We start from the raw sequence: 15252 nt of genomic DNA, 5'->3' as shown, positions 1-15252 counted from the left end.
TCCTTTCTAAAAGAGGGTGTCTGCGATATTGTTCACAAATTCTCGTTCTCGCTCTTCCTCTAGTTTATCGGCAATTGCCCGAATAACAGCACGTTTTGCGGGAATTGCTGTACTCAAATCACAAGCATCAAGCAATGCCCGAATCGATGCGGCGTCTTCAGACAATTTCCCCTGATATACAGCTTGAATGAGATCTGCAGACAATTTGGCAAAAAGGTCAATAGTCGTTTCATTGGTCAGCCTTGTGTTCGTTTGGATTAATTGTTTAAGCTGTTCACCTTCTAGATATGGAACATCAATCACGATGAAACGATTTTTTAAGGCCTCATTCAGTGGGACGGTACCAACATAGCCTTCGTTAATCGCTGCAATCACATTGAAGCCTGCTTCTGCTGTCATGATTTCATTTGTAAACGGATTGGTAACTGTTCTCCGGTAGTCAAGCACACCATTCAGGAGCGGTAATGTCTCCGGTTTGGCCATATTAATTTCATCAATATATAAAAACGTTCCATGATTCATCGCACTTGTCACTGGACCAGGGACAAATTCGATCATTTGTTTATTGTTTTCATATCCTAATGTTTTAAAACCCATTAAGCTTTCTGCATCAAGGTCGACGGAACAGTTAATGCTATACATCGGTTGTTGAAACAAATTAGATAACGTTTCTGCAAATTTTGTCTTCCCAGCGCCAGTCGGACCTTTTAACAAAATATTTTTCCCCATGCTTAAAGCGGAAATGGCATCGATGACGAGATCAATATGTGGTGGAACATAGCCGCCTTGTCGGATGAGATCTTGCAATGTGTCATCATTTCGTTTGGTTGCTTGTAAAAGTTCTTTTATATTTTCAGGTAGATCATAGTTCGTGTTCATTAATAGACTCCTTTCACAATGATCATTGTAAAGGTTGTGGGGAGGGAAGGCAAAGGATTGGAAGGGGAATGGTGGGGATGAATAATATTCCTGCAAATAATTAGCGAGTTATCATCACTTTTGAATACTAGGAATTGGGGTGATAACTCGCTTTTGAAAAAATGATGGATATTAACGGCCTAGATTAATATTTTGACTGATAGCTTCCATCCTGATAAACCTTATATAGCCCTGCTGTTCCTGATCCTCCATCTTCTACCAGCGATTTTGAAACAAGTTTTATCGTATAATACGATCCTGTTTCATCTTTCTCCAGTGTTCCACCCATATCATCGAATACGATATCGTCATTGTCCATTTCCAATTGCTGTTTTAAGTATTTAATAGCAGAACTTCCGGATGAGATATGTATGTCATTCGTTTCGTTAGTTTCGGAATCTGCATTTGTTTCTGCATGTTGATCATTTGTATCATTGTCTACGGAACTATCATTTGTATTGTTTTCCGTAGATGTTGATTGACTATTGGAATCTGGCTCGTTAGTATCTTCCTCAGCCTGACTACCATCCGTGGTTGATTCATCATTGTCAAGATCATCGTTATTCTTTTGAGCTGAACTGTCGTTTTCTGCAGTTTGTGAATCAACAATTTCATTCTCGGAATTTGCGGATGAGGAATCGTCACTGCACCCGGTAACAATAATGAAAAGTACTGGAATTAATAGTAGGATAATGCGTTTCATAAAAAATACTCCTTTTTATTTTTCATACTATATGGAAGAAACAGAGTAGTCAATGAAGTCCTCCTTTAAAACTGGAATTACTTCATTTGTGCGATATAATATTGATAAAATTGGCTTTGAAGAAAATATACAAAACGATAGCCTTACAGGAGGGGTTATTAATGGATGTTTGGTATGTGAGCTATGGTTCGAATATTTGTGAGGACCGCTTTCTTTGCTATATTTTTGGTGATACCCCAAAAGGTTCATCACTAAAGGAACGGGGATGTACGGATAAAACTGCACCGAAAAGGAGTGAAATGGCAGAGTTACCATATCCACTGTATTTTGCCAAAGAACGTAGCAAATGGGGCGATGGTGGGGTTGCTTTTATTGGAGATAGCCCGGTTGAGAAGGAACGAACGTTGGCACGGAAATACTTGATTACGTCTGAACAATTCTTAGAAGTCGTTGCACAAGAAAATAATCAGCCAGGCTTGCAAGTTGATTTGCAACAGGTAATTCGGATGGGTAGACAAATGGTAACGGACGGCTGGTATGGATCAATTGTTTACCTTGGCGAGAAAGACGGATCTCCAATGTTTACATTTACAGCTAACACACCGATGGATCAAACAACATGTAACAAACCATCAGCAGCCTATTTATCGATGATAGCACGGGGCTTGAAGGAGCTGGGGTTAACGGATGGTGAAATAGTTGCTTATTTTCTTGGGAAAAGCGGGATTGCGGGGCAGTTTTCAGCTGCAACGTTAGCGGCGTATATTGAAGAAGAATGAATGGAGTAAGATGGATTATAATAAAAAAGAGATAGTTCAGCTGTTGAATTCATTTAATCGGCGGACGCAAGCTACTCTAAAAAATTTAAAACTTTTTTCTAATTTGATGCCACCTAATTTCGTTTTATTTCGATTGTATGGTAGAGGGAGATGGTTTCTGGTTAATTGGATTCCTTCCGCTACTTTTCACAATTGAGAGGAGAGCTTTTCTTTGGGCAAGTCGCGCACGGACCGATAAAAGTCGCGCATGGGCCGAGGAAAGTCGCGCACAAGCCGGAGAAAGTCGCGCACTCTACGGAGCAAGTACAATGTCCCCAATTTCATCGGCAACAATTTGTAAATGCTCCTGAGTCCAAAACCACACATCTCCATCAAATTGCAATGTAAATTGATAGCTAATTGGTTTATCGTGATAGAATACCATCTGATACATGACAGGGTCACCTTCTGATATGTCCGGGGAAAAGTCATTGCTTGTTTTTCCTTCATCAAGCAACTGAATTAATCTGTCTATTTCCTTTTGCCCTGATATAATATGAAGCGGTTTTGGATTGGTATAGCCTTCATAAATTTCGATCTTCTCGATGGTGTCTTTGTTCATATGTTGATAATTCCAGTTAGCTTTTGACTCCTCCTTCTGATAGATCTTGTACCCATTGATCTCATGCTCATCATGTACAGCAAGAAGGTTTGGCATGTCTTTTACCTGATATAATTTTGTTCCCTTTTCCAAAAATGCCGCATCCCCATCCTTAGGCTTATAACTTGGATTGGAAATATTTTCATCAACGTTAAAGTCCACTTGCCCGATTTCCGCACCAATGAAACGGCTGTCCGCAATTTTCACCGTATGAAGGCCCTGATATTGTTCACCATCAATGTTTACAAAATCAACCCAATCGATGACTACTTCAGAAGTGTCAGAGTTCATATCACAGGCCACTAGACTTAGTAAAGCCAGAATAAAGAATAATCTTCTCATTCCATCAATCCTCCTCAATTTTCTGCTCGCTACCCTGTCCTGGGAAATAATACATTCACATGGCTAAAAACAGATTTCACACCTTACGCAATTTATATTCATCTAATGTAACTATAGGCTTCAAAATGAAAAATAATGTTCTATGCGAATTTCTCCCGATTGTTCTAATAACTTATGGCTATCGTAGCATAAATAATGATTAATCCGTGTACAAAAACAACAGGTAGGCGACCAACTCTGTGAAACTTATTCACATTCTTTTACGTATAATTAAATGGAAGGGGGGGATTCGCCATGAAAAAAATACTCGTACTTATCCTATTAATTACTTCTATTACAGTTTTTCCACTAACAACACATGCGATGGAATATTCCATTGAAAATATGAAAATTGATGCGTTCATGCAGGAGGATGGAACGGTAGATGTGACCGAAACGCAAACATACTCCTTCGATGGTGAGTTTAACGGTATAACAAGAACATTGATTCCTAAAGAAGAGACGCAAATTGTCAACGTGAAGGCGACGGAAGATGGAAAAAGTTTAAACGTAGAACAGGATGAAAATGAATATAAAATTTATCGTGCGGGGAAGGATGAGCGGATTACCATCGACGTAAGTTATACAATCAAAAATGGCGTCGAGCTCTATTCAGATGTTGCGCAGTTTAGTTGGCCATTTTTTGATGAAGGCAATGATTCGGATTATGAGCAGTTCGATGTATACGTTCACCCACCGAAATCAACAGATGATGTGATTGCATTTGGCGATGAAGAGGCGTTTCAGACAGCAAAAACAAAAGAAAATGGTGTTGTGCATTTTGCGATGGGGGAGGTGCCAGCGGGATCAAACGGCAATATTCATGTCGCTTATGACGCAGCGCTTTTTCCAGGTGCAACAATGACGGAAGATAAACCAATGCGAGAGGAAATCTTGCAGGCAAAAACAGATCTGCAAGAAAAACAGGCTGCATTTGAGGAACGGAAAAGCTTTTTAGCAAATATAGCCCCATACATTATTGGCATTTTTGCGTTTTATTTCCTTATAATTTGTATTTTTGCACGTCGAAAAAAACGCGCAATAGACATGGAAATTGAACGACGAATTCCGACTGCCTCCTTCATACCGAAAGCAGAAATGAGCATACCTGCGACAATCTCCTTTATGCATTCGGGGATTATAGGAGCAGAAGGGCTGACGGTGGCGCTAATGGATTTGGTTCGAAAAGGTTATGTGAAACGGGAAGATGAGAATACATTCCGTGTTGTGCATCGCAATACGGACCATAATCATGAAAGTGACTTAATCCATTGGTTGTTTGATACGATCGGAGAAAATGGAGTATTTCATTTAAAGGACCTGGAGAAGTACACCAAAAATGAATCCAACCAATCCAGGTACCAAGAGGATTATGAAGCATGGAAACAAGCGGTACAAGAAGAAGTCAAAGGTTATCACTTATTTGAGAAAAAGACAAAAATGCGTGTATGGATTGGTCTATCGAGTATTCCTTTAGTGCCAGCAGCCATAATGTTTGGGATCCATGAACTGTATATGTGGATGGTCTTTTCAGGCTTGCTATTCTTTGGGTTAATCGTATTCGCAATATTATATCGACCTAAAACGATGAAAGGCGTAGAAATTAGTCATCAATGGAAGGACTTTAAAGAGAAATACAAGCAAATGGGTGTTGATGAATGGAACGAGCAAATGGATGATGACCAAAAACGTGCTTTCATTTACGGGATTGGGACGAATGATCGGCAAATCAAGAAGAAAAATGAGCAACTATTTGCGGCCAGTCCCAGTAATTCCGATATGTTGTTGTTTATGGTAATCGCAACATCCGCCAGTAACAACTTTGATCAGGCGAACAATACGGTATCAGCCTCCCCAACTGGTGGCACTCCAGGTGGAGGAGCTGGTGTTGGTGGAGGCGGCGGTGGATCCGGTGCGTTTTAGTGAAAGGGATTGTTGCAGTTTTAACGATGATAACAATCCCTCTGAGAATAAAATAGAGAAAACACTGTAGGGTAAGTCCTTGCAGTGTTTTTTGCTGATGCTGAATAGGGAAGTCTTTAATGAAGGCTGTTTTCTAAAGGATTGCGACTGCGATTACTCGTCCCACTGAAAACATTTGTTGTTTATGACACATAAGCTATATAATGCGCAGTAATGAAGCTCTCTTTGGTGACACTTTCTTCCCGTTCCAATGGTATATGAGTGCTTGGATTCGCTCCGTCAGAATACTTCGCTTTTCATGGGCACGGCCTCAGCCTCCTCGGAAGCAAAGAGCGCTTCCTTGAAAAAGAAAACCACTTTTTCTGCGTGCGATGTAATACCACTGAAGTTTTCCTTGTCCTGCGGGGTCTTCGGACTCGTGCTGTTCCCATAGGACAAGGGATGCTTCGGCAGCGTTACATCGCACGCAGAAAATCGAACTGTATTTTCAAGGAGTCTACGTATTCTGACTCCGCTAGTAGAAGTTCCCTAATTTTTGTGTAGATATAGCATGTATATCAAGTAATAGCACCTACTAGCGAAGGGAAAACACGTAGACTCCTGCGGGAACAATGGTTTTCGGTGGGGCGAGTTAGCGCAGCCCCAGCACGTGTCTGAAGACTTCGAAGCGGCGGTTTTCCGCTTCGGAGGCTGAAGCCGTGCCCGCGGAAAGCGTAGTGTTTTCCCGTAGCGGTTGTCAAAGCTCCGAACTTGATTTCTAGTTATTGCACATAATCCTTCATATACGAAGTTAAAAAGCAACAAAGTTTACGAAGACAGCCTTAATGAATGAGGAATTTCCCTTCGTACCTATTTAAAGAGCTTTTTCAGCAATTTAAAAATGTCAAAGGAAGTTTTATTGTAGACCTTGTTATAAGCATATTTTTTGGGGTTACGCATCCATCCTTTGCCACGTGGCATTTTTAATCCTGTTCGATGAATCATTTGACGTTTGATACTGGTTCTGGAAGAGATTCGCTTTTTTAAGCTGGGCTTGCGGATTCCGAATTTCATAGGATCACTCCTTTTGAAAATATAGGATAGATAAAATAATAAGAGAAAAAAATATATAAAAAATGAATTAGCACAAAAGTCCAAGTACTTTTTGACCAAAACATGTATGACATAAATGAAATAATTTGATTGTTCCTGTTAGTTTTCTTTCTCAATTTTTAATACCGATGTTATAAATCGTGTACATACATTTGTTCCGTTTATGTAATCATTGTATACGAAAAATAGAATATGGGGTAGGGATAAAGAGTGTATATCCCTTTTTTTTTGGTGCTGTTAAGACTTTTGCTTTTTGGTGCAGGAGTTAATTTCCATTTTTAAATGAGGTCAATGGTAATCTCGACTGGTTGTTCTTTCTAATTACCTAAAAAACTGTGCACGTGGGAAAATCTATTTTTCCCGCTACACAGTTTTTCTTTTGCTAGTTAATTTGCTCCCATACCACCGTCAACGCGGTATTGTGCGCCGGTGATGAATTTGCTGTCATCGGATGCAAGGAATAGGACAAGATTAGCGATGTCCTCTGTTTCGCCATATCGAGCGAGTGGAATGCTACTAGTTTGTTCTTCTTTTGCATTTTCCGGATCATTTGGGTCTTGCCCTTTTTCGATAGACCGCATCATTCGTGTATTTACGGGTGCGGGGTGAATGGAGTTAACACGTACACCTTTATCTGCTACTTCCACGGCAGCTGATTTAGATAACCCAACAATCGCGTGTTTTGACGCTACATATGGAGAAAGTCCAGGAAATCCGCCAAGACCCGCAACGGAGGATGTGTTAATCACACTACCACTTTTCTGCTCCGACATGACGGGCAATACGTGCTTGAGGCCAAGAAATACACCCTGGGCATTTACGGTCATTACTTTCTGGAAGTCTTCCAATTTCTGTTCGGTCATTGGGGCAACTTCACCTTCAATACCCGCATTGTTGAAGAATATATCAATCGATCCAAATTTATCTGTCGCTTCTTTTACATATGATTTCACATCTGCTTCATCTGTAACATTTGCCTTTGCAACTGCAACTTCACCGAATCCCTGTAAGTTTGCTTTGGCCTTATCCAAAGCATCCTGGTTCATATCGACAAGCAGCACATTTGCGCCTTCTTTTAAAAATAACTCCGCTGTTTTTTGACCGATACCACCAGCACCACCAGTGATTACTGCTGTTTTTCCATCTAACTTAGCCATACTATCTTACTTCCTTTCTAAAAGATTTAAGCATGTGAAAAATTACCATCTATAGTAATTATTGCCTATATATGTCTATTCCCTTTGCATAGTAGGTAAAACATTAAATGTGTGAATTACATATAGTCGGAAAATATTTTGGGGGAGAAACAGATGCTCTTCTTAGGTTAAAAAGTCCGCTCATCAGTAACACTGACGAGCGGACTTCGCTATTGTTCTTAGGTCTGATAGGGCGTTATAAAAGCCTTAAATCGCCCAATCCCCATTACGGAAAATCGGAACAACGGTGCCATCTTCTTTGATGCCGTCAATATCCATCTGGTCGGAGCCAATCATGAAATCAACGTGGGTGGTGGAAACATTCATGCCGTGTTTCAGTAATTCTTCTTCGCTCATTTTTGTTCCACCTTGAATTGTTGTTGGGTAAGCTGCACCGATTGCTAAGTGATTGGATGCATTTTCATCAAACAATGTTTCAAAGAACGTAATGCCTGATTGGGAAATCGGGGATGGATCTGGAACGAGTGCAACTTCACCTAGACCTGTTGCACCTTCGTTATCATCAATCAATTTCTTAATCGTTTCATTGCCTTTTTCAGCAGAGATATCTACAATTTTTCCATCTTTAAAATGTACTTCGATGCCTTCAATTAATGTACCAGCATAACTTAGCGGCTTCGTACTGCGAACCACACCATCCATACGATGTGTATCAGGCGCCGTGAAGACTTCTTCCGTCGGCATATTAGCGATAAATTCGACACCATCTGGATTGTAACTTTCCGCACTTGCCCAAATATGGTTCTTTGGCAAGCCTAACGTTAAATCTGTGCCTGGTGCTGTGTAGTGTAACTTATCGAATTGGATGTCATTTAATTTTGTCGCTTTTTCCTTCAGTGTTTCTTTATGTTCGTCCCAAACAGCAACAGGATCATCATGATAGATACGACATGTTTTGAAAATTTGATCCCATAAAGCATCGACTTGTTCTTCAGAAGTTGCTAGATCAGGGAAAACGCTTTTTGCCCAGCCAGGACTAGCTGCAGCGGCAACGGTCCATTTCAAATCATCATTTTGTGTGGCAATGCGCTGTGCTTTGAATGCTTTTCCGGCAACTTTTTGATAAGCAGCAACTTTAGCAGGATCGATTTCATTCAATAGGCTTGGATCACTGGATAAAATGGAAAGACGACAGACACGATGATTCAATACATGATCTTCGGATTCTTCGATTTGGTATTTTGGAATGTTGGTCAACAATTCTTCGGACTGATGTATGTAGTGTTCTTTCGTGATTTCGTCATCAGACCATTTCACGATCACTTTTTCAGCCCCTAGTTCATAAGCTTCTTTTGTGATCAAACGTGCCAGTGGAGCTTGATCAACTGCAATGGTCATTTTCACCCAATCGCCGGCCTGAACATTAAGCCCTTTTGCGACTAACAGCTTGGCATATTTTTTCAAGTTTTCATTGAAGTTAGGTTGCATGGTTTATTACCTCCTAATTTATTGGTTGTGACGATATTAGAGGTTGCTCAAAAAGTCCGGTAAAAATGACACATCCTTAAGGGGAACTTCAACTAATTACCGACACGTCCTGTGTCGAACGTTGAAGTCACCACATCCTGTGGAAGCTCGTTCCGGTACTCAAAGCTACGCCGCCTCGAACTTTCGACGCACAGGACGTGCTAGTGTCGGCGTTGCTGGCAGGACGCCAGCGGACTTAGCCGACGCGGTCTTTTTTATCCTCCTTTTTGAACACGCACTATTAGTATAGTGAAGGGGATTTTCAAATGCAACTATACCCTTTTCCAGCAAAAAATGTTGCAGTGGACATATAATACGTTTGTCATTTGTATTATCCTGATGAACTAATCCTAATTCACACGTTATTTAAATTATAAGTAAATTGTGCTAGGTTAGAATAAATCGTTTTTTAATGGTATTTCGCAAATAAAGGTGGTGTAAGGGATTGAAAAAAATAGCTATAATTTCAGTACTAATTATTGCTGTTATATCAATTGGATTTTTTTCTTTTATTAAATTGAATCCACCATTGGTCAGCGGAACAATTGGTTCATCAGAGGATAAACAATCCATAGTTATAAGTATAGGAAATAAAGGGTTTATGAATGTAAAGATTAACGGTGTATTAGTAAATAATAATAAAGAACCATTGGATAAAAAAATTCAGTTAAGCAATCCGTTAAAAGGGTTTATTGTAGCTGATAATTTTGGCGGTGAGGAGAAAGAGTATGGCATTACAAACATTAAAGATGTGATTATAGAGCCAAATACTGATCCATCATCACAGTTAAAAAAGGTGAATAATGGTACCGCTACTGAAAATGATGAAAGCTATGGTTTGAGTATTATCAACGGAAAAGAAATAAATGAGGTTATAATAAATTATAGATATTTAGGGCTTTCTTTTGAAAAAAATATTCCTATTCAACAATAAACTTAATTACTAACTGCTTTAGTTGAACAACGATATAAAAAAACAAGGCTTAGAGATAAAAATTTCTCTAGGCCTTGTTTTCACCTAGCAAAGCAAATCTGTTACTGATTCGGACCTGGTTTTCCTATTACAAGTTTTTCGTGATGTCTGCATCTTTTTGAAGTTTTTTGACAAGTGTTTGATATGTTTCTGATTCTTTTTCAGATTTCACTTGTTCGATCAGATCTGGTTTCATTTCGTCAAAGGATGGAATTTCTTGTTCTTCGCCATCTTTTCCACCCATTTGCTCAAGCTGGGCTGTATATTCATCATAAACTTCTTGTAACTCTTCTTTGGTTGGATCAACGTCACCAGTCTTACTAGCAATAAGCTTGTCTACTTTTACTTGTGTTTCAACCTGAGACATTACATCTTCTTTCGGCGTGCCTTGTTTTTCTAGAGCAGCAAAGAAGTCATCCTGTGATTCAAGTCCATTTTGTTTTACCAGACTATCTAATGTTTCATTAACAGCGTCTTCAGAAGCATCGAGGCCACTGTTTTCAGCTTCTTGTATAACAAGTTCCTGACCAATTAACCCTTCCGCAATCTGTTTTTTTAATTGATCTTGATCAATTTCTTGTCCACTCATCTGTGCTTGCATTGCAGCCTGTTGAAATTGCCCTTTGTATGTGGCTGCGAACTCTTCCTTTGATATTTCTTTTCCATTAACTTCTGCAACAACATCAGGAATGTCTTCTAGGTTAGGTTTGGGCATTTTCGCCTCAGTGCCATCTTCCGGCGACGCTTGCTCTTGTGTTTCTGATTCTTCTTTATTATCTTCAGCTGAGTCATCACCGTTGTCACTACATGCAACCATTACAAATACGATCAGTAAGAAGGATAAACTTAACAACCATTTTTTACTCATTATCATTCTCCCTTCATTAAGTAGTGGCTATTGTAAACAAATTAGAATTGGTTGTAAAGCTCTCGGTTATATGGAAAAAGCATGATTTCACACTTTTGTAATATGCTTATTCGTTGTTATGAAGGGATTACAACAAACATATAGCCAAAGATTTCAGTAAATGTGGAAAAAGTATATAAAAACTGTGACGAGTTCCGATAACGTTTTACATGGTTAAAGCGAAGATATATGGCGGTTATAAAGCGTCAATAAATATGCAGAAAACACGTTTATGTACATTGGGAATTGGTGATAAATAGTTGTTTTTTTAGGTTAAATGCTATTATAACAATAGGGGGAACAATCGTTTTGCAATTGGACCCCTATTTTTAGTTTATGCTTTTTTCTTAAGAACGCCATTGCTACTAATGACCGTGATTTTCCTCAGCAGCCATTGCATCTGCTTTTGTTGTGTGAACAGTAGCAAATGGATGCTCGGGCGGCGCGTAGATTGAATAAAGTTTGAGAGGTTTCGTACCGTTATTGATAACATTGTGCCATGTACCAGCGGGAACCATAATCGCATCATCTTCATAAACGTTTTGTTCAAAAGATAGATTATCTTTTGCATTTCCCATTTGTACGACCCCTTGACCATCTTCAATACGCAGGAACTGGTCAATGTTTGGATGAACTTCCAACCCGATATCTTCTCTAACATTAATACTCATTAATGTTACCTGTAAGTGCTTTCCGGTCCATAAAGCGGTACGGAATGTATTATTTTGCTCGGCGGCATCTTCTATATTTACGACAAAAGGTTCGCTCCCATAATCTTTTCGCTCATTATTATGCGACGGTGGCAAATGACCAAATTGTCTTTCAGTATACCCTGATTCAATCGGATACCCCCAGTACCCAGGCTGTCTTCCATAGTTATACATTGGTACGTTAACGTAATAAGAATATGGATGTACGTAAGGATAATAGTACATACTTGCTCATTCCTTTCAGGTTTATCACAGTATCCTATGCGAAATGCTGGGTGAATGTACGGGGATTTTTGGAGGGGGGCGGGAGTTATTAGCTGTGCACCTACAAGTCACAGTTCGTATTGATAAACCATGAAACGTACGTGAATAACCATTGCTGGAAAAGCGGAGCCTGTTTTCATATGCGCGAGCGACCGTTAACTCGTTTCTTGTTTTGCAATTGTGAAAGTGTCACGGGTTGTCGTGATACCATTTACTTAATAAAAATCTTACCAAATTAAGGGAGGTTCCTTTTGAAAGGATAAATAGGTAGAGACTGCTTTGTATGATTACAAATGCTATTCTCCTAAAAATTGTATATCTTCGCTCGATAAGGGCTGATTGTTAATTCTTAATCGCTTATCCTGAATTGCTTCCATAGTTATTTTTCCGTTTACGAATACCTTTTCCGGCAGAATACACGGGATTTCAGATCCGACAGGCTTTCCTTCATGGTCGTAAAACAAATATCCTTCTTTTTCATCATATATAAAGGAGTTGATTTTCATATTTGGCGTAATGAATAACGTTATCTTTTCATTGTCATTCCACATTACTTTAACGAGAATCTTTTTCTTCATTTTCTTTTCAACCAAAGCTTTCAAAGCGCTTAGCGAAATAGTGTCTTCCATTGTTTTACCTCCCAAGGTTCCGTTCTTTCAGGATCTTGCTAATGCTCGATTCAATATTATCTAGAAATTACTATACTTACTTTCACGATTAAATGTCAATTTTGCGCTCGATAGTCTTCCCTAATAGTATTTGGGCTTGGGGTTCGCTTTTGATACATGAGGAGATACCCTTGTTCGTAATGATACATTTTATAAAAATCAAAGGGCAAATTAAATATATTGGAGGGAACATAGACATGGATAAAGAAGAAAGACTCAATGAAGAAGCAGCATTAAATAATAATTTGGATTCTTCAACTTTACGAATGAATGATGATATCACAAAACAACATCAAAAACCTAAGCCGGATCAAAGCGATAAGCAGAAAAGGGCTGACAAACAGGACCAATCATGAGGGTTGGTCTTGCTTTTTATATATGGGATCCTGGTGAAGACCATCGTGTTGATCCTGCGCAAATTGCGATAGCCTGGGCCATTGCCAAAGGAACTGTATCGATTATCGACGTTATCAAAGCAAAACATGTTGAAGGCGCATTATCAGCTGCTGATGTTGTTTTATCTAACCAAGAAATAAAAGACTTAGAAGCGTTAGCAAAGGCAACAGGTGTTGAAATCAAGGGAGCTTGGGAAAAGAGTATTTAATAACGGCCCTATTTATGGTGTCTATCGGAAAAAATAAACCTTCCAAATGATTTGGAAGGTTTATTTTTGTAAGCACCTCGGCATCATTCGCAAATGTATAGGGTAATTTCAAAACTTTAAGGGACTGTATTTTTTAGGAAATTTTATGATTATGCTATAGTTGTTGTAACGAAATAGAAAAGAAAGGATGTTCAAGCATGCAATCACTACAAGGAAAAAAGGCATTGATTACAGGTGGAAGCAGGGGAATTGGGCGAGCTACGGCATTGGAACTTGCGAAAGAAGGCGTAGAATTAGGCTTAATTGCTAGATCAGAAGAGAGCTTTGGTACGATTCAAACTGAACTGACTGAATTAGGTGCAACATTTATAACGGCTGCTGCAGATGTAGCGGATGAAGCGGAAGTTCAACAGGCAGTTGACAAAATCGAACAACAGCTGGGCTCCATCGATATTCTCATCAACAACGCAGGGATTGGAGCACGCGGATCATTCCTAGAACTTTCAATTGAAACATGGAAAAATGTACTTGATACGAACGTGATGGGAATGGTGTACGTTACAAAAGCAGTCTTGCCAGGCATGATTAAGCGAAACCGTGGTGACATTATTAATATCTCCTCTATGTCCGGATTGAAAGGAACAGAAGGATCAAGTGCTTATAGTGCTTCAAAATTTGCTGTTATCGGCCTAAGCGAATCGTTGATGCAAGAAGTTCGGCGCAATAATATCCGCGTAAGTGTATTCACACCAAGTCTTGTTGAAACAGACTTTACACGAGGGAAGAATTCTAATCAGCCAGATCCAGAAAAATTTACCCAACCAGAAGACTTAGCTGAATATATGACAAGTCTGCTTAAACTTGAACAACGCTCGTTTATTAAGACATCGGCAATTTGGGCGACGAATCCGTTTTAGGGTTTTTATAAAGCAGGTGAAAGTGAGATGGGGACAGGTTGTTTGTCGACGATCTGTTCCAGTTTGTTTCGTTGTCCCTGCACTCGCGGAAAAATACCTTAGCTCCTGAGTGATACAGTTGGCCTTCATGTAATAATTTCTATTATTTGCTCAACAAAATCGTTATTTCATTTGTTTGCTAATTGTCTCCACGGAATAGGTAATCATGCCAATTATCAAAGTTTAGATATCCCTATCCGCAATTGTCACTGCAATTTTCTTGATGCGTTTAAACCTGCATTTTAGTGGTATCATGTATATTACTAGCTTCTTTCGTATTGTAGCTCTGCTTTGGTATTTTGATTTGTAATTCAAGATTACCAAATTAACCTACGTTTTGCGATCAAGGGGCTAGCTTTGTTCATGGTAATTTTCGGTTATCATTCACCTCCCACTTACTCCTTGAACTTTACCCTTTATATTCCCTGAAGTAGGGTCTTTTGGCGGAAAACGATAATGAACTTTAACTGAGCGGAAAACATAGGATGATAAACGATTCTAATAAAATGGTTATAATTGGTAGTGTCGTGGTATTGCGCTAGTTGTCTACTTTGTGCTAAATTATATATCTACCACAACAACTGAAGAAAATCTAGGGAATTAAAAAAATGGTTGACTTTAAGTTTAATAACGTGGTAAGATATTTATTGTCGCTTTAAAAAATGACTTTGATCGAAAATAAATCAGTAAAAAGTTATTGACGCAGACGAAATAGTTTGCTATAATATATAACTGTCGCTAAAAGATGGCGATGACTTGATCTTTGAAAACTGAACAAAACAATCATTATGTCAAGAACGAAATGCTAGTCAAGTTTAGAGCAAGAAAGCTCATCTATTTTTTGGAGAGTTTGATCTTGGCTCAGGACGAACGCTGGCGGCGTGCCTAATACATGCAAGTCGAGCGCGTGAAACTTGCTGAAGCCTTCGGGCGGATGCTTGTGGATCGAGCGGCGGACGGGTGAGTAACACGTGGGCAACCTGCCTGTAAGATCGGGATAACTTCGGGAAACCGAGGCTAATACCGGATGATACTTTTTCTCGCATGAGG

General features: G+C 39.3%; 15 protein-coding genes and 1 rRNA gene. 7 read left to right on the top strand and 9 right to left on the bottom strand.

The genetic code is table 11. The features are described from left to right. Positions 1-6: 6 nt before the first annotated feature. The gene (locus tag C8270_RS00080) at positions 7-879 is read right to left on the bottom strand and encodes an AAA family ATPase (protein WP_106494551.1); all 873 of its coding nucleotides are present in this window, start codon (positions 877-879) and stop codon (positions 7-9) included. Between the two features lie 184 nt (positions 880-1063). Continuing rightward, positions 1064-1621 (bottom strand): hypothetical protein, encoded by a 558-nt coding sequence (locus C8270_RS00075; RefSeq protein ID WP_106494550.1) that lies wholly within the window; start codon positions 1619-1621, stop codon positions 1064-1066. 161 nt (positions 1622-1782) lie between these two features. Here C8270_RS00075 and C8270_RS00070 point away from each other — a divergent pair, with 161 nt between their 5' ends. Next, a complete protein-coding gene (locus C8270_RS00070; RefSeq protein ID WP_106494549.1) occupies positions 1783-2400 on the top strand; it encodes a hypothetical protein in 618 nt (205 codons plus the stop codon). 292 nt (positions 2401-2692) lie between these two features. On the opposite strand, the gene C8270_RS00065 is transcribed toward C8270_RS00070, so the two are convergent. Then, on the bottom strand, positions 2693-3382 hold the full coding sequence (locus tag C8270_RS00065) for a hypothetical protein (protein WP_106494548.1): 690 nt from the start codon (positions 3380-3382) through the stop codon (positions 2693-2695). 294 nt (positions 3383-3676) lie between these two features. On the opposite strand from C8270_RS00065, the gene C8270_RS00060 reads away from it, so the two are divergent. Continuing rightward, positions 3677-5344, top strand: coding sequence for a DUF2207 domain-containing protein (locus C8270_RS00060; RefSeq protein ID WP_106494547.1), 1668 nt, complete (start codon positions 3677-3679; stop codon positions 5342-5344). A gap of 849 nt (positions 5345-6193) precedes the next feature. On the opposite strand, the gene C8270_RS00055 is transcribed toward C8270_RS00060, so the two are convergent. From C8270_RS00055 to C8270_RS00045, 3 genes are all read right to left on the bottom strand, one after another. Beyond that, positions 6194-6397, bottom strand: coding sequence for a hypothetical protein (locus C8270_RS00055; protein WP_106494546.1), 204 nt, complete (start codon positions 6395-6397; stop codon positions 6194-6196). A 425-nt stretch (positions 6398-6822) separates the two neighbouring features. Then, on the bottom strand, positions 6823-7593 hold the full coding sequence (locus tag C8270_RS00050) for an SDR family NAD(P)-dependent oxidoreductase (RefSeq protein WP_106494545.1): 771 nt from the start codon (positions 7591-7593) through the stop codon (positions 6823-6825). 246 nt (positions 7594-7839) lie between these two features. Further along, positions 7840-9081 (bottom strand): aminopeptidase, encoded by a 1242-nt coding sequence (locus C8270_RS00045; protein WP_106494544.1) that lies wholly within the window; start codon positions 9079-9081, stop codon positions 7840-7842. 484 nt (positions 9082-9565) lie between these two features. Here C8270_RS00045 and C8270_RS00040 point away from each other — a divergent pair, with 484 nt between their 5' ends. Further along, the gene (locus C8270_RS00040; RefSeq protein WP_106494543.1) at positions 9566-10054 is read left to right on the top strand and encodes a hypothetical protein; all 489 of its coding nucleotides are present in this window, start codon (positions 9566-9568) and stop codon (positions 10052-10054) included. A gap of 127 nt (positions 10055-10181) precedes the next feature. Here the strand turns inward: C8270_RS00040 and C8270_RS00035 are convergent, their stop codons facing one another. The 3 genes from C8270_RS00035 to C8270_RS00025 form a co-directional block, all read right to left on the bottom strand. Further along, on the bottom strand, positions 10182-10961 hold the full coding sequence (locus C8270_RS00035) for a SurA N-terminal domain-containing protein (protein WP_106494542.1): 780 nt from the start codon (positions 10959-10961) through the stop codon (positions 10182-10184). A gap of 404 nt (positions 10962-11365) precedes the next feature. Continuing rightward, entirely contained in the window at positions 11366-11935 is a 570-nt protein-coding gene (locus C8270_RS00030) for a cupin domain-containing protein (protein ID WP_106494541.1), read from the bottom strand. 335 nt (positions 11936-12270) lie between these two features. Beyond that, positions 12271-12603: a hypothetical protein gene (locus tag C8270_RS00025; protein ID WP_106494540.1), complete on the bottom strand. Its 333-nt coding sequence runs from the start codon at positions 12601-12603 to the stop codon at positions 12271-12273. A gap of 236 nt (positions 12604-12839) precedes the next feature. Between C8270_RS00025 and C8270_RS00020 the strand changes: the two genes are divergently transcribed. The 4 genes from C8270_RS00020 to C8270_RS00005 all read left to right on the top strand — a co-directional run. Next, the gene (locus C8270_RS00020; protein WP_158701533.1) at positions 12840-12998 is read left to right on the top strand and encodes a hypothetical protein; all 159 of its coding nucleotides are present in this window, start codon (positions 12840-12842) and stop codon (positions 12996-12998) included. Beyond that, a complete protein-coding gene (locus tag C8270_RS00015; protein ID WP_106494538.1) occupies positions 12995-13246 on the top strand; it encodes an aldo/keto reductase in 252 nt (83 codons plus the stop codon). The genes C8270_RS00020 and C8270_RS00015 overlap by 4 nt, the downstream gene beginning before the upstream one ends. Positions 13247-13443: 197 nt before the next feature. After that, entirely contained in the window at positions 13444-14163 is a 720-nt protein-coding gene (locus tag C8270_RS00010; RefSeq protein WP_106494537.1) for a 3-ketoacyl-ACP reductase, read from the top strand. An 877-nt stretch (positions 14164-15040) separates the two neighbouring features. Further along, positions 15041-15252 (top strand): 16S ribosomal RNA (locus tag C8270_RS00005); the annotation flags it as partial.

This window comes from Lentibacillus sp. Marseille-P4043 (genome assembly GCF_900258515.1).
GTDB lineage: Bacteria > Bacillota > Bacilli > Bacillales > Amphibacillaceae > Lentibacillus_C.
Note: the sequence above shows the minus strand (reverse complement) of the source record. Positions and strands in the feature narration are given on the sequence as shown.